We start from the raw sequence: 20875 nt of genomic DNA, 5'->3' as shown, positions 1-20875 counted from the left end.
CGGTACCGCGCGCCGAACGACAGACATGCAGGTAGTTCATCGACTAGCTGACGTCCTTTCACTTCCGCTGGCGCACAATACGTTCGATTGTGAGCTGAATTATCCGCATTCACCAAACCAGGAGACCTCGAATGCCTAAGCTTGACATGCTTACACCGCAAAACAGCGCCATCGCCCTGATCGACTACCAGCCGGCAATGTATCAAGGCGTGCAGTCGCACGACCGCCTCGTCGTTTTCAATAATATCCAGATTTTGGCCAAGGCGGCAAAGCTGTTTAAGATTCCGACTGTAATCTCGACGGTTGCAAAGGACTCATTCTCCGGTCCGTTCATGCCGGAGGTGACGGATCTGTTTCCGAAGCACGAGATCATCGACCGAACGTCGATGAATTCATGGCTCGATCCGAACTTCCGCAAAGCCGTCGCGGCTACCGGGAAAAAGAAGTTCGTCATCGCCGGCCTATGGACTGAAGCATGTGTGATGTTCCCGAGCCTGGATATGCTCAAGGAAGGATACGAAATCTACGTTCCTGCGGACGCCTGTGGTGATCTGTCGATCGAAGCGCATAACCGCTCCATGGAGCGTCTGCTACAGGCCGGCGCCATTCCGATCACCTCGTGCCAATACGTCTTCGAACTGCAGCAGGATTGGGCCCGCGCCGAGACCTACGAGGGTGTTATGGATATCCTCCGCGCTCATACGCCTTACGGCATCCAAGTGCGCTTTTCGAAATGGGCGCTCGGAGAACACGCATCCGAGGCAGGCCCGCGGTAACTCCTGAAGTCGAGAAGATGGGAGGGCTGTCATGAAGGTCTATGTGTTGTCTTTGGCTGCAGGCCTCCTCGTTGGAGTGATTTATAATCTCCTCAACGTTCGCTCGCCGGCGCCACCTCTGGTGGCGCTGGTCGGACTTCTCGGAATCCTTGTCGGCGAGCAGATCATGCCGGTGACCAAGCTCCTCATAGGAGGCTCGAGCTTTTCCGAGGCATTCCATCTTTCGAGCTGCGATTCCCACCTTTTCGGCATGCTGCCTGGCCGACGCACGGTCGGTCCAATTGATGACCTCAAGAATCAGGGGAAGCAAGCATGAGCAATCAGGGCCCCGATCTGATCCTGCACCGTGGTTTGTTCACAACACTTGATCGCTCGAATCCCGCAGCGACTGCCATTGCCATCAAAGACGGTCTGTTCACTGCTGTGGGACAAACCGGCGACGTGATGAAGCTCGCCGGTTCCTCGACAAAGATCGTCGACCTGAAAGGGCGGCGCGTTCTGCCGGGTCTGATCGACAATCATCTCCATATCATTCGCGGAGGGCTCAACTACAATATGGAGCTGCGCTGGGATGGCATCTGGTCACTCGCCGATGCCATGGCCATGTTGAAGAAGCAGGTCGCGATCACGCCGGCTCCGCAGTGGGTGCGAGTCGTCGGCGGATTCACGGAGCATCAGTTCGCTGAGAAGCGACTGCCGACAATCGACGAGCTCAACGCGGTTGCGCCCGATACGCCGGTGTTCATTCTACATCTCTATGACCGCGCCATGCTGAACGCGGCCGCGCTGCGCGTCATTGGATACACAAAGGACACGCCCGAGCCGCCCGGCGGCGAGATCGTGCGCGATCCGAACGGCAATCCGACGGGGTTGCTGCTGGCCAAGCCGAATGCCAGCATTCTCTACGCGACATTGGCAAAGGGACCAAGGCTTCCCTTCGAATATCAGGTCAACTCGACCCGCCATTTTATGCGGGAGTTGAACCGTCTCGGCGTTACTGGAGCGATCGACGCCGGTGGCGGCTTCCAGAATTATCCGGAAGATTATGCGGTCATTCAGAAGCTGTCGGACGATGGGCAGCTCACCGTCCGCTTGGCGTACAATCTGTTCACCCAGAAGCCGAAGGGGGAGAAGCAGGACTTCCTGAACTGGACCAAGACTTCGAAGTACAAGCAGGGAACCGACTACTTTCGGCACAACGGCGCGGGGGAGATGCTGGTGTTCTCGGCCGCTGATTTCGAGGATTTCCGCCAGCCTCGTCCGGATATGCCGCCGGAAATGGAAGGTGAGCTCGAAGACGTCGTGCGCATCCTGGCTCAGAACAAATGGCCATGGCGCCTGCACGCGACCTACGACGAGACGATTTCGCGCGCACTCGACGTATTCGAGAAGGTCAATCAGGACACGCCCCTTGACGGTCTACACTGGTTCTTCGACCACGCCGAGACCATCTCCGATCAGTCAATCGACCGCATCGCCGAGCTTGGCGGCGGCATCGCCGTGCAGCACCGCATGGCCTATCAGGGGGAGTATTTCGTCGAGCGCTACGGTTTTGGCGCGGCTGAAGCGACGCCGCCGGTCAGGAAGATCATGGACAAGGGCGTCAGGATCTCCGCCGGTACGGATGCAACCAGGGTTGCCTCCTACAATCCCTGGGTCTCGCTGGCCTGGCTCGTAACCGGCATGACGGTGGGCGGTCTGCGGATATATCCGCAACGCAACTGCCTCGACCGCGAAACCGCACTGCGGATGTGGACCGAAAACGTCACCTGGTTCTCCAATGAGGAGGGGAAAAAAGGACGCATCCAGGTCGGTCAGCTCGCTGACCTGATCGTGCCCGACCGAGACTTCTTCTCCTGCGCCGACAACGAGATTGCCGACATCACAAGCGATCTCACAGTGGTCGGTGGGCGCGTCGTCTACGGGGCGGGAGAGTTCAAAGCTCTCGACGATACCGCGCCACCTCCGGCGATGCCCGACTGGTCGCCGGTGCGCAGTTTCGGAGGGTACGGCAGCTGGGCGGAACAGAACGGCAAGGCACAGGCAGTTCGCGCGAACGCGATGCGGATGTGCGGCTGCGCCACTGCTTGCGCCGTGCACGGCCATGATCATGCACGCGCTTGGGCCGGAAGGCTACCGGTTTCTGATTTCAAGAGCTTCTGGGGTGCGCTCGGATGCGCCTGCTGGGCTGTGTGAGATGTTCGCCAAATCGGATACGCCAAGATGGGTGGGGAGAGTGCTGTCTTGGCCATGGCTCGCGGCGACGGCCAGGATTGCGCTCGTCTCTGCGTTCTTGATCGGCGGAATTCAGAAAGCGCTCGATTTTCCAGGCGCCGTTGCGGAGCAGGCGAATTTCGGTCTTGAGCCGGCATGGCTTTGGGCCACCGCAGCCATTGTTGTCGAACTCGGCGGGTCCTTGCTCCTCATTCTTGGACGTTGGGTGTGGCTGGGAGCCGGAGGGCTTGGTGTGCTCACTGCGGTCGCCATGCTTACTGCGAACGATTTCTGGGCCAAGGTCGGTCACGATCGCTTCATGGCCGTTAATGCCTTTTTCGAGCACCTGGGGCTGATCGCCGGCTTGGTGCTCGTGTCTATGTTGTCCTTGCGCTCGAAATGAGCGCTCAACTCCGTGCTCGAGGTGTTCCATGACCTGCAAGCGTCAGCTGATTGAAGTGCTCCTGGTTTGCTCGCTGCTATTCCCATTGGCGGCAATCGCACGGGCTCAAGGAGCGCATCCAACGCCGGAGGTCGGCGTCGGCGCGCAATACGACACCACACACGTCTATGTGGCTCCCGAAGACGTAAACAAGTTCGTGGCGAGCTTTCTCGCAACTTTCGGCGGGCAGAGCACGAAGCAGGTTGTTGCCACGGTCACGCCGACGCCGAGCAGCACAACTAGCCAACTGCTGCAGACGCCCGTTGGCACGGTCTCGCTGTTCGGCTTCAAGACGCCGATTCCTTATCCTTTTGGCGCCGAGCGAACTGGCTACCTCGTTAGCGATCTCGATGAGGCAATCAATCTTGCCAGAGACTCCGGCGCGGATGTAATCGTTTCAGCCTTTCCGGATCCCATCGGACGCGATGCGGTAATTCAGTGGCCGGGGGGCCTGAATATGCAGCTTTATTGGCATACCGCGAAGCCCTCGTATGCGCCATTCGAGACCGTCCCGGAGAATCGCGTTTATCTCTCTCCGGAGCGGGCGGATGCCTTTGCCCGCAGCTTCCTACGTTTTTCACACGGGAAGGTTGTCTCCGACAATGCACATGCCGCGGGGATCGAGATCGGCCGAGCCAAGGACACATACCGGCGTGTCCACATTGAATCCGTGTTCGGAAAGATGGCTGTCTTCGTCACTGACGGTCACTTGCCATATCCGTATGGACGGGAAATGACCGGCTATGAGGTGAAGGATTTGCACGGAACTTTGGCCAAGGCCAAGGCCTCAGGCGCCGCCGTGCTAGTCGAGCCCTACACCGCTGACGGACGGGTCGAAGCCATGGTACAATTCCCCGGCGGATATATCGCGGAAATTCACGCGACCGTGCCGAAGTGAGGGGACGCGATGGCATTGCTGCTGGGACGATCGTTTCTGCGGAGGGCTTGGACGGCAGGCCTACTGTGTGCGGCGGCGCCGCAGATGGCGTCGGCGGATGAACAGTCCAAAGCATCAACGCCGCAGCGACCCGCTATCATGTTCAACCGCTGGCAGGAAGACTGGTCGGTGCTCGCCGATCCTCGCGTGCCGCGTGAGCCGCTTGATGAGCTCAAATACATTCCGCTATCCGGTTTCGACCCGCGCACCTATCTCTCGTTCGGTGCAAACACCCGTGAGCGCTTCGAGTCAAACAATGCCCCAAACTTCGGTACTGGTCCGAATCGCAGCCAGAATTACGTGATCAGCCGCAACGAATTCCATGCCGATCTGCGCGTCGCTGACCAACTACAGGCATTCGTGCAGTTTCAAGCCGACTACGCGCCATGGAAGACCATGTTGACCCCTGTCGATCGGAATCGGCTCGATCTGGAGCAGGCTTGGGTTGCTCTGACGGAGCAGGTCGGAGGCGGTACGCTGAAGTTAAGGGCCGGCCGTCAGCAATTTGGCTTCGATCTGCAGCGCTTTGTGGCTGTCCGCGACGGCCCCAATGTTCGTCAATCCTTTGACGCCGCCTGGGCGGATTATGAGAACGGACCCTGGCGGTTTATTACCTTTACAGCCTGCCGGTCCAGGTTCGCGACAACACAGTATTCGATGATTACAGTAGCGTCACCGCGCAGACCTTCGGAATGGCCCGGGCAGAGTATAAGTTTTCCGAGTCCCTGTTTATCGCCGGCTACTATGCCAATTTCACACAGGCGAATGCGCGGTTTGCAAATGCGTCCGGCGACGAGCGAAGAGACATTCTAGATGTTCATCTGAACGGGAACGCCAATCATTTCGATTTTGACCTTGAGGTGATGGGACAGACCGGATGGATTGGTAACGAGCCGATCAAGGCCTGGGCTGTCGGCTCACTCGCTGGGTACACTTTTGCCGATGTGAATTTTAGCCCCAGAGTGGGCATTCAACTCGACGCCGCATCCGGTGACGGCAATAGTAAAGGGAGCTTTGGGACATTCAATCCGCTATTTCCCAACGGTTACTATTTTACGCTTGCAAGTTACACCGGCTACACAAACCTCTTTCATGCCAAGCCGTCCCTGACGTTGAGTTTGAGTCCGTCAGTGAAGCTCATGTTCGCAGCTGCGGCGCAGTGGCGCCAGAACACCGCGGATGCGATCTACACCCAACCCGATATACCGGTCCCGAACACTGCCGGGCGGCCCGGCGCCTATACCGGAAGCTATGGCCAGGTTCGCCTCGATTGGACTATAGACCGGGCAACTTCCTTCGCGGTCGAGGCGGTGCACTTCGCGGTCGGCGACACTTTGCGCAAAGCCGGCGCCCACGACTCGAACTATGTTGGCGTCGAGATCAAACGGGGATGGTAGTGCAACCGGCGCCGAGCGGAAGTCCGATGATCGTGCCGTTTCTCTTGAGTCTAACCGCGGGCTATGTCGACACGGCAGGCTTTCTTGCATTGCAAGGCCTTTTCACAGCTCATGTGACCGGGAATTTCGTGACGTTTGGTGCCTCGCTTGTTCTTGGCACCTCCGGAGCCGTTGCGAAACTCCTCGCGCTCCCGATCTTCTGCGCCGTCGTGATGGCCGTCCGCCTGCTTAGCTCCGCGCTAACGCCGCGCTGGCGCTTCGTCTTCGAAGCCATGCTAGGCCTCAAGGTCCTCCTGTTGATCGTGGGCGCCGGGCTCGCGATCAAGTTCGGGCCTTTCCAGAATGGCGACAGCTTGCAGGCCGTGACTACCGGGATGGTGCTCGTCGCGGCCATGGCGATCCAGAACGCGGCGCACCGGGTCTATCTCGGAAGCGTACCTCCCTCGACCCTGATGACAGGCACGACGACGCAGATCATGATCGATCTCGCGGACATGATGTACGCACGGGACAAAGCGTCGAGTGACCAAATCAAGGCGCGGGTGGCAATGATGTCCAAAAATGTCATCATTTTCGCTCTCGGGTGCGCCGCTGCGGCTCTCTCGTACGCGCACTACAATGTTTGGTGCTTCCTAGTGCCACCGGTGTTAGGCGGACTTTCGCTGCTTGTTCGACTACGGGAGTCGACGAAGAAAGAAGAGAGAATCTGACTTTCAGTTCATTCCAGATTCGAGGTGGGAATTCGAAGCGAGAGCTGGAAGATGCGGGTCGACTCCATCAGAGATGTGTGTCGCTCCGAAGTTTTCGGAGCCAGAAAATTGGGCGCTAGTGCCAGCCGCGTGGCTGCGGCTTTGGCGGCAATGATGATCTCCGCGGTGCTTGCCCTTACGATACCCGCCAGCGCACAACCAGCGGAAGTCGTTGGAAGGGAAGACGCGCATGTCACTTCGCTGAAAACGACTAACCTGCGATATGACGAGGATTATTCCTATTTGCGAAATCCGGCAAAACGGACTGGAGCGTGGTGGGAACGATACAAGTACGTTCCGCTAAGTTTCAGTGACGATGCTTATCTCTCGCTCGGCCTTGAGCTCCGGTTCAGGGAGGAGGCATATCGCCAATATAATTGGGGCGAACTTTCGGTGAATGAGTATCAGTGGTACCGGACGTTACCATATGCGGATCTGCATCTCGGATCAAACCTGCGCCTGTTCGGGCAGGTGATTGGCGCCTGGGTCACCGACAAGGAGGCAGTTGGGGGTATCGACGCCACGGGCGCTGAACTGCTCCAGGGTTTTGCGGATATCAAGCTGCCATTGGTCAGTGGGACCGATCTTACCTTGCGGGGAGGGCGACAACTTCTGTCTTATGGCACGGAGCGATTGATCAGTTTGCGATACGGCCCGAATGTGCCTCGTTCGTTCGACACGGCGCTGGCTTCGATTCAATCAGCTCCATGGCGGGTCGACGCGCTCTATGCGCGACCGGTCCGAAACCTAGTCGGTAGCTTCAATGATCGTTTCGATCCAGACCGATCACTCTGGTCAATTTATGCAACTGGCCAATTCTCCGAGATCAGCTCCAAGCCAGGCTTTGATGTCTACTACATCGGCTACCAAAACGCCCTTGCGGAATTCAATCAAGGGCGCGGAGAGGAATTGCGGCACACTATCGGCAGCCGCTTTTTCGGTGCCTCTACGGGTTGGGACTGGAATTTCGAAGGTATGGCTCAGTTTGGCCATTTCGGTCGCGGGGATATCCGCGCCTGGTCGATTGCCTCCGATACGGGCTACACCTTCGCCGGCGTGACCTTCAGCCCGCGTTTTGGCGTGCGAGCCAACATCATCAGTGGCGACCGTAATCCAAATGACCCCGTTCTAGAGACCTTCAATCCACTACTCCCCAAGGGAAAGTATTTCGGCGAAATCGGCCTGATCGGGCCATACAACCTGATCAATGCTCATCCAACGCTCACGCTTCAGCTGGATACGCAATGGACACTCGATCTAGCGGCCGTCTTCTATTGGCGCGAAAGTCTTGGCGACGGAATCTACGGTCCTGGTGGTGACCTCTTGCGACGTTCGGACGACAGCCGTTCCCGCTACATCGGTACGCAGACCGATGTCATACTCGGGTGGCAGCCTGTCGCTTGGTTCAGCGCTGCACTGTCCTACTCCGTGTTCGTGCCCGGGCAGTTTATACGGGATACTGGCCCATCCAAGACCGCTCACTTCGTGGGCGTCGAGGCGATGCTGAAGTTCTAAATTGCGATAGCGCACGCAAAGTGAAGGTAATTTTGCGAAGGGAGCCAAAAAAATGCGCATGATCCTTAAGGCCGTGGTGGTAGCACAGCTGCTTGTCGTACCGATGCTCTCGCTCGCTGCTCCGGAGACGGAACATATGGGCGATAGTGAAATCCGCGTCGGCAACATCATGCCGTATAGCGGTCCCTTGACGGAGTTTTCAGCTATCGGAAAGACCGAATCTGCCTTTTTCGAAATGATCAATGACCGCGGAGGCATCAATGGCCGGAAGGTGAAGTTCATTTCGCGTGATGACGGTTCGAATCCAAGGACGGCCCTGAACGAGACCCGCCGGTTAGTCGACGTCGATAATGTGCTCCTGATTTTTGGCTCATTCGGAACACCGGGCAACTTGGCCGTGCGCTCCTACCTCAACGAGAACAAGATACCGCAGCTATTCGCCGCTTCCGGTAACGAAGAGTGGAATAAGCCGGCAGCCTTTTCCTGGACAATGGGCTGGCAGCCTTCGTTTCGGACGGAAGGGCGTATTTACGCGAATTTTGTGCAGGCATTTTATCCGGACCGCAAGCTCGCGGTGCTCTGGCAGAACGATCAGTTCGGGCGCGATCTGTTGATGGGTCTGCAGGAGGGCATGGCGGATTGGGCGCGCATGATCGTAGCCGACAGTACTTTCGACATGTTGGACCGATCTATCGATGGACAGATCGATTTTCTGAGAGCATCGGGAGCAGGAGTCCTACTCTTCGCGGGGTCGCCGAACACGGCTGAACTCGCTATAAGAAGGTTGGCGGATATTGATTGGCACCCGGTTGTCATCCTCACCAATGTGGCCGCGCCTGCTTTGCGCGCTCTGACGCAGGCTGGCGTGCAGAACACGGCGGGAATTGTCTCTACATCGTTCTTGAAAGATGCGGCCGATCCGGTCTGGAAAGACGATGAGGGAATCAAGCGGTTCTCAACGTTCATGGATACGTACTATACCGATGGCGACAAGCGAGATAGCAACGTTCTCTTTGGTTACGCTGCTTCCGAAACCCTGTCGCGAGTGCTCGAACAATGTGGCGATGACTTCTCGCGCGAGAACATCATGCGACAGGCCACGTCGTTGAAGGACTTTCAAAGCTCGGTCACGCTCCCCGGAATTAGAATAAGTACCGGACCAAACGACTTTCGGCCGATCAAGCAGGTGCGGCTTGTGCAGTTTGACGGCAGGATCTGGCAGCCAATTGGTGACGTGATCGATAGCGCATTTCTCGGTCCGACGAAGCACTAGATCGAGAGGTGAGGGCGGCGATCTATCGTCTGACACGGCCATGTCTCCGCGAAATTCGATCGGGTATCGATCTGCACGGGCAAGCGAGGGCGCTACCATCTTCATCATCTACATTAACGTAATCGGCGGCCGTGATGCAGTGCGGGTGTGCCGCCCCAGTTGACTGGCAGACTGCGGCGGCGCGGGACTGTTGCACCTGAATTTGAGTGGAGCGAACCTAGATGGCGACGGGACAGCAAGCAACGCAACCAGCGAACCCGCCGAGCACGTTGCCTTGGAACGCATTTCGCCACAGGTCGTTCACAGTGGTTTGGCTGGCCACCGTAGTCTCCAATGTCGGTACCTGGATGTACAATGCGGCATCTGGTTGGCTGATGACGAGCCTGGATACCGATCCGCTGAGTGTATCTCTTGTCCAAGTGGCAAGCAGCCTTCCCATGTTTCTCTTGGCGCTTCCCGCGGGCGCGCTGGCGGACATCGTCGACAAGCGTCGCTTTCTGATCCTTACGGAAATCGTGGTCACGTTGGTTGCAGCGGCGAGTGCCGTGCTCGTCTGGCTGGGCCTCATGAACCCGCCAGTCCTGCTCTTGTTTACTTTCCTCCTGGGCGCGGGCGCAGCTTTTACCGCACCGGCGTGGCAGTCGGTGGTGCCTAGCCTTGTGCCGAGGCAGGATTTGGCAGCGGCGGTGGCAAGCAACGGCGTTGGCGTCAACATCAGCCGGGCGATCGGACCTGCACTGGGCGGTGTGATCATCGGCGGAATGGGAATCGCCGCGCCGTTCTGGTTGAACGCGCTGAGCAATTTCGGCGTTATCGGAGCTCTGTGGTGGTGGCGACCGCCCATTTCCGGCGGTCATGCGCTTCCTGCGGAACGTCTGACAAGCGCCTTGGTCGTCGGACTTCGCCATGCCTGGTACAATCCGCATCTGCGGGCAACTCTGATAAGAGCTGCCAGCTTCTTCTTCTTTGCGAGCACCTATTGGGCGCTGCTTCCGCTTGTCGCGCGTAATCAGATTGCAGGGGGGCCCGCACTTTACGGCATACTACTGGGCGCTATCGGAGCGGGGGCAGTCGGCGGAGCATTCGGCCTGCCCTGGATGAAAGCGACCTTGGGACCCGATCGGCTCGTGGCACTCGGCACTGTTGGCACTGCCATCAGCCTCGTCCTTTTCGGCATCGCCCGCGAATCCGTGATCGCGCTGGTCGCCTGCCTCATCGCCGGTGTTTCTTGGATTTTGGTTTTGGCGACCCTCAACGTCTCGGCGCAAGTTTCGCTGCCTGACTGGGTACGCGGCCGCGGACTTGCCATGTTCGTAACTGTGTTTTTTGGTGCCATGGCGGCGGGCAGCGTGATCTGGGGACAGGTTGCCTCGGTAGCAGGCCTGCCGGCTGCTCACTTCATCGCGTCCGCCGGTGCCTTGATTGGAATTGTGTTGAGCTGGTCGTGGAAGCTGCAAGGTGGCGCAGAAATTGACCTCACGCCCTCCATGCATTGGCCAGTTCCGGTTCTCACGATTGACGCCGAGCCAGATCGCGGACCAGTACTGGTAACGGTCGAATACCACATCAATCCTGAACGGCGTCGGGCCTTTCTGACAGCCCTGCAGGCGCTTGGCCAGCAGCGGCGACGGGATGGCGCGTGCGCCTGGGACATCTTTGAAGACGCCGCCCAGAAGGGGCGTTTCCTGGAAACGTTCCTTGTAGCATCATGGCTTGAGCATTTGAGACAACACGAGCGCGTTACGAATGCGGATCGCGTGGTCCAAGACGTCGTTCGCCAATACGATGCTGAGGCCGAGCCGAAGGTGACCCATTTCGTTGCTGCAGGTCTTGGTTCTGAAGCCTCAGATGGATGATCCTGACCTGGCCAGCCACAACAAAAGCGTGCTTCGCTATTCCCGGTTGGATGGCGCCAAGATCCGTTATCCATATTGGCGCTCCCCAACAGCCGATAGCCAACTATACATAAAGTCTGGATTTGGCGCTTCTTGCTATCGCCGATCTTGGCCGGACCGTCACCGACTTGCGCATCGGTAGTCCGCCAACGGATGATCTCTTTGCGGGTCGGACGCTTCCGGACGCCGATTGAGCGATCCAGACGCAGTCGAATCCACGTCAGTCGAGGCGGCCGAACGTTTGGCCAGCATGGACTTCATCGTTCTCGACGAGCTGGGCTATCTGCCGTTCGCCGAATCCGGCAGAAGCTCATCGGTCGGCCTTGCGAGCGAACCTCAGTCATTGCCGCCAACAATCCGGAATCCGGCGAATGGCCGCGTGTGTCCGGCGATGCCAAGATGACGAGGCGCTGCCGCTGACCGTCTGAATCATCACTGCGAGGCTGTCGAGACCGGCAACCACAGCTGGCGTTCAAAACGGCCGCGATCATCCCGCCGGCACTCGTCTCGTCCGCGCAATCCCGGCGCCGACGCCGCTCAGTATATTTTGTGCGGGGACGTCACGTTTGCCAATAACGCACGGTGCGACGCTGACTCCGCGATTAACACTGTTCCCCGTTTGGAACCCATAAACTGCAGGTGCTTCCTGAAAACGGGAGTGCTAAGATCTGTCGCAGAGGCAACTCCCCTGCACTCGCAACTATTATGAAACGACGCGAATTCATCAGCCTTCTCGGCGGAGCGGCAGCAGGATGGCCGCTCGTGGGGGCGCGAGCCGCCAAGCAATACGGCCCGGGCGTGTCGGACACCGAGATTAAGCTTGGACAAACGATGCCGTACAGCGGGCCGGCCTCCGCGTTTGGTGCCGTAGGTCTGACCATGGCCGCTTATTTCAGTATGATCAACGAACATGGAGGCATACGAGGAAGACGCCTTAGCCTGCTGTCACTCGATGATGGCTATAGTCCGCCCAAAGCCGTGGAACAGATCCGCCGGCTGGTTGAGCAGGATCAAGTATTCTTCATCGCATCGCCCTTGGGAACGCCGTCTAACCTGGCTATTCGGAGATACCTAAACGTCAATAAAGTACCGACTGTATTTGCTGCCAGCGGACTAGCCACATTTGGTGATCGGGCCAACTATCCATGGACAATTGGTTGGCTACCCACGTTCGAAGCCGAAGCGCGAATTTACACGCAATATATTCTGCAACACGCGCCAAATGCGAGAATCGCGATCTTCTATCAGAATGACGACTTGGGAAGAGATTACGTTCGCGGAGTTCAGAAGGAGCTTGGCGAAAAGGCCAAGTCAATGCTCGTTGCGGTGCAAAGCTATGAGCTATCGGAACCAACTGTTGACTCCCAGATTGGAATACTAAAGGCAAGCGGCGCAGATATCCTGATCAATGCTTCGACGTCGAAATTCGCGGCGCAATCTATTCGGGTGGCCCACGATATCGGCTGGAAACCCCAGCAGTTTCTTTCGTATGCGTCGGCTTCGGTTGCTGGAGTGATGGTACCAGCGGGGCCGGAAAAAGCAGAGGGTCTTATCTCTTCGACTTACTTCAAGGATCCAAGTGATCCGCAGTGGGCGGGCGACACCGAGTATCGAGACTATGTGGCCTTTATGAGCAGATTCCGGTCGGGCGCCAGCACGTCGGATACCTTCAATCTCGCAGGATATCTCCTGGGCGCGTCGTTGGTGAAGCTGATTGAGCAGTGTGGTGACGACCTGACGCGGGAAAATGTAATGGAGCAGACGCTGAAGCTTGATGTTCATATTCCGATGCTGTTGCCCGGCGTAAAGCTCCATACGAGCGCCACCGATTTCTATCCCATTGAGTCACTTCAGTTGCAACGGTTCGACGGCAAATCGTCTTTTACGCTGTTTGGTGAGGTCATGAACGCCTCGCCCCAGAACTGACATCGCTGGCAAACCTGTAAGAGTTCGGCAAGGGTCGTCTCGAATGTTTTTGATCAGAGGCGACGAGGAATTAGGATCGCCGCCTCTGACTTAGCCTGTCCCGGTCGCACCGGGATTCCGGCCGATTTTCGCTCCTTCACCTCGATGCATGCTGCCAGCTGTCATACTCAGGGCCCATGCGGAGCGTCGTCAATCTCCGTGTCCCCCGATCACGACGGCTCAAGGCCAGAGGCCGCGAACAGGTGCCTGTCGATAAATCACCTTTTACTTCGAGAAAACCTCAACGCTTGGCCGCCGTCTCGAAGGCGCCGGAGGCACCTGCTGCTCGATTGCCTTCTGCATGTGTTTGGGGCAACGGTGACTCGAAAGTACCTTCGACGTGAGCAAGCGGAAGGCCAAATGATCTTGCTTTGCTCCCAGTCAGGAAAGAAAGGCCTGACTTCGGCGCGAATACTTCGGCAGCGGACCGAGCTGTCACTAGGTTTGTCAAACGCAATTCTGCAGGAGATACTTCATGAAGTTCTGCCCAGGGCGGTACGCTCATCGAAAGAGAAAGCAGTTCGCCGTCGCCACCCATGTCAAACGTGTATTTTGCGAGCCGGCCGATATCTCGTTCAATGATTGTGATTTCCTGAGCGCTGTAGCTTCCCGCAGCAGCGTCGTGCGCTCGATCACCTATCCATATCTGATGTAGCTTGACATGGGCGGCATCCGGCACGTAGCGCAGTTTACCGGCGAGCAGCAGGAATGCACACATGGATTCGCAATATGCCTGAGGTGCAATGTAGGCCTGACCTCCGCTCGCTTCTAGGCTGACCCCCACCGTCGTCCGGATGGCGAGGTCGCGCCAGCGTCGTCCCAGCGCAATCGTGTCGTTCACAGAACCGCCGCTGGAATTCAGTACGACGGTTGCACCGACCACATCGTGCTCACGTGCAAACGCCTCGAATTCATGGGGCGTGTCAGCGGTGACGATGCCATCGGCAGTGATCCATCCTCGGCAATCTGGCCGGCACGCGACCCAAGTAAATCGCATCGGCAACTTGCGTTGCTCGAAGACAGAAGCGGGAACGTCAGGAATGGCGGACGCGATCGACTGGCGAATCGAAGTCGATGCTTGTTCTGCGCTGGAGTAGTGTGTTGCCGCCGTAAGGCCAAGGAGTAGGCCAATCACCGTCGCCGAACGCACCAGCGGCTTACTTGCGAAAAAATCCCGGAGGATGTCCATTGGACGTTCGTCCCGAGCTGGGAAGGTGGTTAGACTTAGAAGAAGGATCTACTGTGACTCACAAGGCCACCGAGCTTTCGCCGAGAGCGACTGCTTTCGAGGTAACCAGCCGCGGGGCAGAATTTGGTGTGGACTGGAAAGCCTTCGCTCGGGCACCAGCAACACCATTGGACTGAATCGAATTGGTGCGCAGCGGCTCACTGGCTCGCTTTAGTATGTTGCGCAACCACTCTTGCGATGGCTCTTTGATAGTGCGCTCGTGCCACAACACACTGACCTCCACGGTGGGAGTTTTGTATGGCAGTTCGCGTACTGATAAGGCGTGCGTCGAAGCCAGTGACTTAGCAAGTGGTCTGGGTACAATGGCCGTCACATCCGTCTGTTCAAGTAGCTTGGGCAAGGCAAGGAAGTGCGGCAGCAAGATTGTTTTGCGCGGACCGTGCGGCACTGCTGAAAAGGCGTCTTCGAACGCGCCTCGGTCGTACATCTCGGATCGTCGTGTCAGTCCCCGCTCGCATACGAACCCATCAACAAGCCCTTCGTGTTGTCCGTGTAATGAAACAACTGCAACAGAGAGGCCGGAGAGCACATCAGGCGTCAGCTTGCCGAGCTTTCGCGAAGAATTCACCATCAGAACATCGTCGTAGTCAAAAAGCGAGCTCGATCGGAAGCGAGTAGGTGGCTCAGAAAAGGTGCCAATGGCGCAATCTATCTGACCTAGGTCGATCTGCTCGGCGAGATCTATCCTGCTATCCGATCGGATGACCAGATCGATTTGCGGCGCCTCATGCCTGATGAGGTCGAGCAAGTTCGGCACCATAACAGTGGCGACGAAGTCGCTTACGGCAATTGTGAAGCGCCTGCTTGAACTGGCTGGGTCGAATTTTGCGGGACCGATCGCCTTCTCCAGCGACTGCCATGCCTCACGAACCAGCGGCGCCATTTCGAGGGCGCGCGCAGTCGGTTGCATTCCGGTCGGTGTGCGAATGAACAACTCGTCCTCGAGCATTTGCCTTAGTCGAGCGAGAGCATGGCTAACAGCGGACTGGCTAAGGCAAACCCTCTGGCTGGCCCGCAGAACACTCCGTTCTTCCATGACTGCATCGAAGACGCGCAGCAAGTTAAGGTCGAGTTTGTTGATCGTTATAGTCATATGCATACCCCGAAGTTGAACATATTTCTACGTTTCACTTGACTCCGAAGGACGGGCCACAATGTAGCGCGCATGACAGCCTCCAGAACCCGGAGGTTTACGGCGCGCCTGGGCGGCTCCAGCCTTGTAGGAGAACAAGCTAAGCCGGAGCGACATTGTAGTCCGCGGCGCGCAGATACCTTCCGTGCACAAGAGGCAGACACTGGCGTGTGCGGCCGGACGCTTCTTGGCTGGCCACGAACCTTCATTTGTTCTAGATCGCTTTTCGCTTAAACTGTCGTGTGCGTGCAGACTGCTCGAGGTGGCCGTCTTTCCGCAAAGGTGCAAAAATGGAGAAGCGAGATCCCCGCGAGGGGTTCGACGCGAACTCTATTCGGTGCCCGAGTACAGCGAGGGCGTGCCGTACGATAAAGAGCCCAATGCCAAGCCCATCAATTCCTGGCGTGTCAAGGCGAGTGAATGCATCGAAAATTTTCGGCATTTGATCCCTGCGAATGCCGACTCCTGTGTCATAGATATCGATCCGGAGATCGGAACCGGAGCGCCTGCAGCCGACGAGTATGCGCCCCCCGGGTCGGGTATACTTGACTGCGTTGCTCACCAGGTTGCCTAGGGCAGCCCCTAGCAGCAGTCCGTCGCTCATGATGCTCTGGTCGCTTGGAACCATGCGAAGGCAAATGCCTTTACGAATGGCCGCCTCCTCGTTGTCGCGGCAAGCTTGCTTCAAAATTGGGTTGAGGCAGAGAAGGCTTAAGTCTACCCCTTTTGTGTGCTCTCGGATCCGCAAGGCTGTCTGCAGCTGCGCCAATTGTCCTTTCAGACGGTCAATTGCATCTTGGCCCGTTCGAAGGTGCCTTAGTTCCGAACTCGTTCGAATTCCCATCCCGAGAAGCTCGTGAGCGCTTTGAACAACTTGCAACGGCTGGCGCAGATCGTGCCCAGCAATGGCAAGCAGGACTGATTCAAAGTTTGAGCAACGGTGTGGCTGCGGCTGGACCGTCCAAATTTCCTGTTGCGGAGTGGCATCAGGGACTTTCAAGCCGGAGGTTCGTTCCTCTCGTACGATCACGTTTGTCACATCGCGCATGGCTGTTCCCTCTGCTGATAGGAATGGAAAACCTTTGTGCTTTGGACATAATCGCGCCAGTCGACTGCGATGGCGAGTTAAGCGTTCTAAGACGCTGTAAATTTTCGTCCCTCGGTAAGCCCAGCAAGCAAAGGGGCAGCAGGCTGCCGACGCGTCAGATGTCACCTAGCTTGCGCAGTATAATCAATTGAACGATGAGATCATTGCAGGTGGAGAAGTAGAAGCTAACCACCAAAGGATCGGGCAAGCCGCGCTTGTCAAAATTTCCATCGACGTTCGCGGTAACGGACAGGTTGCAATGTCGCTCTACGACATTAGTGACCGCCATGGTGAGTCGCTCGCCTATGACGTCTCTTACAGCCCACTGCCGTATAGCTGTCGCTCCCGAGTATTCGCGTAACTGATCGTTTACGAGGGCGTCGTCTGCAAATGTCGCCAACAGCCATTCGAGGTCAAAGGTGTTTACTGCCTCAACGAAGGTTGCAACTGGCGGATGCAATGCAACGGTTCCGCTTCTGTAAGACTGAGGGCTCATAATTTTAAGGTTCGTTGCTCTTCGACGCACTGCAAAATCATGCCCGATTCAGTCGGATAGGGCCCGTTGTATGGTGTAAAAAAGTGAAAATTGGCAATGATTAGCTCTGTGGGCGCAGGCAAGGAGGGGCGAGGTACCAGTCTTCGATTTTTACTCCAAGCCTTTCAAAACCACATTCGCGGACACAAGATCGGGCGTGTCGAACCCCTCCGTAAAGCGGCCATAAATGGGAGAAAGCACCTGTTTGGCTCGGAGGCGCTGCCCTTCCTTCGAGAGTAGACGCGCAAGGGTCGTCGCCGAGCGCAACTCGTACGCCAGCGCGCTCTGTTCACGAGCGACGCGGAGCGATTGATCGAGTATGTCTAGGGCAGCAGCCCTGTTTGCTGGGGTGCCGGTGGCCAAAACATTAGCCTTTAGTCGAAGTAGCTCGGCTAGTTCTAGTGCCGCTCCGGACGTGATCGCCTCATCGATCGCTGTATTGGCAACGATTAGCGCCTCGTCATATTCCCCTATGTTTTGTAGACCCTCGGAAAGAGCACCGCAAAATATTGTATAGAGAACATTGTGCTGTTCTGATTGGAGGAGTCGAATTGCTTCTCGAAGCCTTCCAACTCCGGCATGTACATCCCCGCTCGCGATCTCGAACTCCGCCTTTAGACCGATGCCAACCGCGCGAAACGGGTCAAGTGCAAATTGTGCGGCGTATTCGATCAGTCTCTCGGCCAACTCGCGTGCGCGCTCCAATGCCCCGGCTCTGAAGAAAGCCTGGGCGGTGTAGAGAGACATGCAGACGGACACAGGTCGATTTCGGACAGCTGCTTCGTCGATGGCTTCCTGTGCCGTCCTGAGGGCTCTTCTCGGATATCCCCGCAGCCACAATGCGCCTGCCAATCCGACGAGGGCCCGAATGCGATGGTCGTACCGGAAAAATCTCGGATTGAAAACGGAGAGTTCGACGGCCCTGATCATGCCAGCCTGACAATGTCGTTCTGCCTCCGCCTGGTCCCCGACGCAATGGTGAGCGATGCCCAGCATCCACTCTGCCGTGACCATCCCGGCGCTCTCGTTAGCAAGTTCTGCGACGGCCTTTGCGCGCCCTGCCACCGCTAAGGCACTGCGAAAATCGCCGGTTCTGTAGAGAAATGCGTTCAATCCGGACAAGAAGTGAAGTTGACGGTTGGCATCCTTGAATTTCTCGGCGAGCGCGAGCCCACGATCGAGAGCGGCGCGAACCCTCGTCGCTGTTGCCCTTCGTGAACATCGAAGAGTACGACAGCGCCTCTTGGAGGACCATCTCCGCCCTGCTGCCTCGATCCTCTTCGGGTAGGAGGGCGAGGGCCCTCGCACAACACTCGCCGCATTCGCTGAGCAAGGATAAGCCGATCAGCAAAGGTACTGCGGAGACCGCCAGTTTCACTCCGATAGCGGGCTCTCCTCGGTCTGACAGAGCCCAGCCAAGGGCCGCTCGAATGTTGCCGACGAGCGGCTTATAGGCAGAAAGATCATGCTCTCCTTCCGACTGTAATGTTGCGTCATGCTCGAGAAGTCGGCAGAAGCTCATGGCGTGCTTCCTGCAAACATTCTCTGTCTCGCCGCGCTCCTCAAGCTTTGTTGAAGCGTAAGAGCGTGTAATATCCAGCAATCGGTAGTATGTCGCGCCCCCAGTGGACGTCGCGGACAGCAAGGACTTCGCGAGTAGTCCCGCGAGGTCATTGACTATGCTTTCATCTTTCGTGTCGCCGTCAGCAGCCACTTCACAGGCCGCGTCGGCAGTAAATGCCCCAACAAAAACGGACAGCCTGCAGAGGATCAGCTTCTCGCGTGCCGAAAGCAATCTGTAGCTCCAATCGAGCATTGACGTAAGAGTTTGGTGCCTCGGCAGAGCGGTGCGACGCCCTTTCCAAGCTAGTCCAAAACGGTTGTCCAGAAGTCCTTCTGTTCCCCGAATTCCATGTGTTCCGACGCGACTGGCGGCGAGCTCGATCGCAAGCGCGATGCCATCCAGCCTGCGACATATCCTCGCCACGACTGCCGCGTCGGCGTCGGCCAGTTTCGCTCTATGCCCGGCTGCTGCCGCTCGGTCGATAAACAGCTGCGTGGCCGGATAACGAAGCGCTTCTTCCGCCGTTAAATCGGGCTTCTCCGGCGGACAGTCGAGCGAGCTCAAAATGTGCACATGCTCCCCTTCGGCTCGCAAAGCCTCACGGCTGGTTACAAGGATATGGACTTGTGGTGCCGCGCCTATGACTCGCTGGGCCAGTTCTGCTGCGGCCCTTACTACCGACTCGCAATTGTCGAGGACGAGAAGAGCCCGCTTGTCTTTCAGCCAACCCAGGAGCGAAGGAAATGGGTCGTGAGAATGCAACGTACAGCCGAGCGAAGATGCGACCGCCCCCGGGACGAACCTCGGATCTGTAACTGAACTGAAATCGACGAAGAAGACCGCCCCACTAAACCCTTGCATCGACGCTTGCGCGACAGTAAGTGCGACTGTCGTTTTGCCCACGCCGCCGGGCCCCACGATGCTTATGAAGCGCCACATTGTCAGTTGCGCCAGCAAAGTGCGAACCGTTTCATCACGCCCCACAGGCTGCACAACGCGTGCTGGCAGCGTATTGCTGTGCACTAAGGCGGGGGCCACGTCGGCCTGAGAAGGCGCCGTCTCCGTGTAGATGCGCTCGACCGGTGCGACAAAGGTATATCCCCTGCCGGTCACGTTCGAGATGTAGCGGCTGTTGGTGCCAGTGTCTCCGAGCGCTCTGCGAAGCGCGGCAATATGTACGCGCAGATTGGCCTCTTCCACAGTGACGCCAGGCCAAACCTGCGCCATCAAATCTCGATGGCTGACGACCTGACCAGCCCTCGCAACCAATGCGATTAGGAGATCAATCGCTCGGCTGCCGATAGCGATTGGCACGTCGCCGTGCTTCAGCTCTCTTTTGGCCATAAACAATTTGAAGGGGCCAAAGACGAGGATATCATCGTCAGATCGGTTACCCACATGGGGCATCGGCAGGTATCCTGGCCGGTCAAAAAATCTGGTGGCGGATTATATCGGCCGGTGAATGTTCCCTGCTGCAGTGCGGCCAAATGTCCGTGCAGGCGTGCCTTCAAGCGGTGGCGGGGAGGCTCGCCAGCCGGACAGTTTACGTCGTACCTCTCCAAGCATCAGCAGGGATTACGCGCTTGTGCATGATTGACAAGGTGCGAGTGCAGAACCGTCACTCGCATCGTGAGCTGGCCCAGTATAGCAATGCCGCCTCTAAAGTCATTTTTGGAGGCCGCGGTGACGAAGTATAGACTTTAATCTTCCCCAGCACCATCGGCTAGGCGTGCCGACTGATGACGGTCAGATCGCCTAGCCAACGCAGTGCAAGTCGGTATTCTGGAAATCAGCAGATGACCCGGCGTGGTTGAGTAAGGTCCAGATCAGCGGCCCGATTACAAGCAAATGGCCGGGGAGTTGCTCTACTCGGATCCAAGGTCTGCGCATCGAGAAACAGAGTAGTGACGCCCAGTTCAAGCCTTTTAGTCTCTGCAATCATCCAGGCGCATCATGCTGCGATAATTTGCAGTCTTTTACGCCAGCTGACAGGCGAAGCCGGATCCGATGGAGGTATGCTTAGCATCACTGCGTCTGAGCCCGTGTCATTTGATATGTTCGCGGGCTGGCTCGTCGGGGGCTAACGGGAAATCGAGCATACTCGACCGGCGAACTTGCATAATGGAGACGCACCATAGGCCAAGA

The 20875-nt window shown here is 57.4% G+C and carries 17 protein-coding genes and 2 pseudogenes; 13 read left to right on the top strand and 6 right to left on the bottom strand.

The window, feature by feature from the left end; genetic code table 11:
• Nucleotides 1-131 precede the first annotated feature (131 nt).
• From ACETMP_RS22110 to ACETMP_RS22050, 13 genes and pseudogenes are all read left to right on the top strand, one after another.
• Nucleotides 132-776 carry a hydrolase gene (locus ACETMP_RS22110; protein ID WP_247300465.1) on the top strand — a complete coding sequence of 215 codons (645 nt, stop codon included), beginning with the start codon at nucleotides 132-134 and terminating at the stop codon, nucleotides 774-776.
• 31 nt (nucleotides 777-807) lie between these two features.
• Complete coding sequence (locus ACETMP_RS22105) at nucleotides 808-1092, top strand: XapX domain-containing protein (protein ID WP_375157855.1); 285 nt, start codon at nucleotides 808-810, stop codon at nucleotides 1090-1092.
• The gene (locus ACETMP_RS22100; protein ID WP_375157854.1) at nucleotides 1089-2972 is read left to right on the top strand and encodes an amidohydrolase; all 1884 of its coding nucleotides are present in this window, start codon (nucleotides 1089-1091) and stop codon (nucleotides 2970-2972) included. Before ACETMP_RS22105 ends, ACETMP_RS22100 begins: the two co-directional genes overlap by 4 nt.
• 1 nt (nucleotide 2973) lies before the next feature.
• Complete coding sequence (locus ACETMP_RS22095) at nucleotides 2974-3393, top strand: DoxX family protein (RefSeq protein WP_375157853.1); 420 nt, start codon at nucleotides 2974-2976, stop codon at nucleotides 3391-3393.
• A 28-nt stretch (nucleotides 3394-3421) separates the two neighbouring features.
• Nucleotides 3422-4330, top strand: coding sequence for a glyoxalase (locus ACETMP_RS22090; RefSeq protein WP_375157852.1), 909 nt, complete (start codon nucleotides 3422-3424; stop codon nucleotides 4328-4330).
• A gap of 9 nt (nucleotides 4331-4339) precedes the next feature.
• Nucleotides 4340-4930 (top strand): annotated as a pseudogene (locus tag ACETMP_RS22085) (alginate export family protein); the annotation flags it as partial.
• 38 nt (nucleotides 4931-4968) lie between these two features.
• On the top strand, nucleotides 4969-5766 hold the full coding sequence (locus tag ACETMP_RS22080) for an alginate export family protein (protein WP_375161961.1): 798 nt from the start codon (nucleotides 4969-4971) through the stop codon (nucleotides 5764-5766).
• A gap of 26 nt (nucleotides 5767-5792) precedes the next feature.
• On the top strand, nucleotides 5793-6476 hold the full coding sequence (locus ACETMP_RS22075) for a YoaK family protein (RefSeq protein ID WP_375157851.1): 684 nt from the start codon (nucleotides 5793-5795) through the stop codon (nucleotides 6474-6476).
• A gap of 51 nt (nucleotides 6477-6527) precedes the next feature.
• Entirely contained in the window at nucleotides 6528-8030 is a 1503-nt protein-coding gene (locus ACETMP_RS22070; protein WP_375157850.1) for an alginate export family protein, read from the top strand.
• A 52-nt stretch (nucleotides 8031-8082) separates the two neighbouring features.
• The gene (locus ACETMP_RS22065) at nucleotides 8083-9303 is read left to right on the top strand and encodes an ABC transporter substrate-binding protein (RefSeq protein WP_375157849.1); all 1221 of its coding nucleotides are present in this window, start codon (nucleotides 8083-8085) and stop codon (nucleotides 9301-9303) included.
• Between the two features lie 221 nt (nucleotides 9304-9524).
• A complete protein-coding gene (locus ACETMP_RS22060) occupies nucleotides 9525-11159 on the top strand; it encodes an MFS transporter (protein ID WP_375157848.1) in 1635 nt (544 codons plus the stop codon).
• Between the two features lie 271 nt (nucleotides 11160-11430).
• Nucleotides 11431-11685: pseudogene (locus ACETMP_RS22055) on the top strand (ATP-binding protein); the annotation flags it as partial.
• Nucleotides 11686-11903: 218 nt separating this feature from the next.
• On the top strand, nucleotides 11904-13124 hold the full coding sequence (locus tag ACETMP_RS22050) for an ABC transporter substrate-binding protein (protein ID WP_247564181.1): 1221 nt from the start codon (nucleotides 11904-11906) through the stop codon (nucleotides 13122-13124).
• A gap of 280 nt (nucleotides 13125-13404) precedes the next feature.
• On the opposite strand, the gene ACETMP_RS22045 is transcribed toward ACETMP_RS22050, so the two are convergent.
• The 6 genes from ACETMP_RS22045 to ACETMP_RS22020 form a co-directional block, all read right to left on the bottom strand.
• On the bottom strand, nucleotides 13405-14352 hold the full coding sequence (locus ACETMP_RS22045; RefSeq protein WP_375157847.1) for a hypothetical protein: 948 nt from the start codon (nucleotides 14350-14352) through the stop codon (nucleotides 13405-13407).
• A 58-nt stretch (nucleotides 14353-14410) separates the two neighbouring features.
• Complete coding sequence (locus tag ACETMP_RS22040; RefSeq protein WP_375157846.1) at nucleotides 14411-15505, bottom strand: LysR family transcriptional regulator; 1095 nt, start codon at nucleotides 15503-15505, stop codon at nucleotides 14411-14413.
• A 253-nt stretch (nucleotides 15506-15758) separates the two neighbouring features.
• The gene (locus tag ACETMP_RS22035) at nucleotides 15759-16592 is read right to left on the bottom strand and encodes a sensor histidine kinase (protein ID WP_375157845.1); all 834 of its coding nucleotides are present in this window, start codon (nucleotides 16590-16592) and stop codon (nucleotides 15759-15761) included.
• 154 nt (nucleotides 16593-16746) lie between these two features.
• Complete coding sequence (locus ACETMP_RS22030) at nucleotides 16747-17127, bottom strand: nuclear transport factor 2 family protein (RefSeq protein WP_375157844.1); 381 nt, start codon at nucleotides 17125-17127, stop codon at nucleotides 16747-16749.
• Nucleotides 17128-17277: 150 nt separating this feature from the next.
• Nucleotides 17278-18180, bottom strand: coding sequence for a hypothetical protein (locus ACETMP_RS22025; RefSeq protein WP_375157843.1), 903 nt, complete (start codon nucleotides 18178-18180; stop codon nucleotides 17278-17280).
• 13 nt (nucleotides 18181-18193) lie between these two features.
• Entirely contained in the window at nucleotides 18194-20137 is a 1944-nt protein-coding gene (locus ACETMP_RS22020; protein WP_375157842.1) for a winged helix-turn-helix domain-containing protein, read from the bottom strand.
• Nucleotides 20138-20875 lie beyond the last annotated feature (738 nt).

The organism is Bradyrhizobium dasycarpum (genome assembly GCF_042019905.1).
In the GTDB taxonomy this organism is placed as follows: Bacteria; Pseudomonadota; Alphaproteobacteria; order Rhizobiales; family Xanthobacteraceae; genus Bradyrhizobium; species Bradyrhizobium japonicum_B.
The sequence above is the reverse complement of the archived record's forward strand: the minus strand, read 5'-3'. Positions and strand labels throughout refer to the sequence as shown.

Coding starts and splice junctions, on each gene's coding strand:
- ACETMP_RS22065 (WP_375157849.1), top strand. CDS start 8,083: ATGCGCATGATCCTTAAGGCCGTGGTGGTAGCACAGCTGCTTGTCGTA.
- ACETMP_RS22035 (WP_375157845.1), bottom strand. CDS start 16,592: ATGCGCGATGTGACAAACGTGATCGTACGAGAGGAACGAACCTCCGGC.
- ACETMP_RS22100 (WP_375157854.1), top strand. CDS start 1,089: ATGAGCAATCAGGGCCCCGATCTGATCCTGCACCGTGGTTTGTTCACA.
- ACETMP_RS22040 (WP_375157846.1), bottom strand. CDS start 15,505: ATGACTATAACGATCAACAAACTCGACCTTAACTTGCTGCGCGTCTTC.
- ACETMP_RS22075 (WP_375157851.1), top strand. CDS start 5,793: ATGATCGTGCCGTTTCTCTTGAGTCTAACCGCGGGCTATGTCGACACG.
- ACETMP_RS22020 (WP_375157842.1), bottom strand. CDS start 20,137: ATGCCCCATGTGGGTAACCGATCTGACGATGATATCCTCGTCTTTGGC.
- ACETMP_RS22070 (WP_375157850.1), top strand. CDS start 6,528: ATGCGGGTCGACTCCATCAGAGATGTGTGTCGCTCCGAAGTTTTCGGA.
- ACETMP_RS22050 (WP_247564181.1), top strand. CDS start 11,904: ATGAAACGACGCGAATTCATCAGCCTTCTCGGCGGAGCGGCAGCAGGA.
- ACETMP_RS22090 (WP_375157852.1), top strand. CDS start 3,422: ATGACCTGCAAGCGTCAGCTGATTGAAGTGCTCCTGGTTTGCTCGCTG.
- ACETMP_RS22025 (WP_375157843.1), bottom strand. CDS start 18,180: ATGGTCACGGCAGAGTGGATGCTGGGCATCGCTCACCATTGCGTCGGG.
- ACETMP_RS22105 (WP_375157855.1), top strand. CDS start 808: ATGAAGGTCTATGTGTTGTCTTTGGCTGCAGGCCTCCTCGTTGGAGTG.
- ACETMP_RS22110 (WP_247300465.1), top strand. CDS start 132: ATGCCTAAGCTTGACATGCTTACACCGCAAAACAGCGCCATCGCCCTG.
- ACETMP_RS22045 (WP_375157847.1), bottom strand. CDS start 14,352: ATGGACATCCTCCGGGATTTTTTCGCAAGTAAGCCGCTGGTGCGTTCG.
- ACETMP_RS22095 (WP_375157853.1), top strand. CDS start 2,974: ATGTTCGCCAAATCGGATACGCCAAGATGGGTGGGGAGAGTGCTGTCT.
- ACETMP_RS22030 (WP_375157844.1), bottom strand. CDS start 17,127: ATGAGCCCTCAGTCTTACAGAAGCGGAACCGTTGCATTGCATCCGCCA.
- ACETMP_RS22060 (WP_375157848.1), top strand. CDS start 9,525: ATGGCGACGGGACAGCAAGCAACGCAACCAGCGAACCCGCCGAGCACG.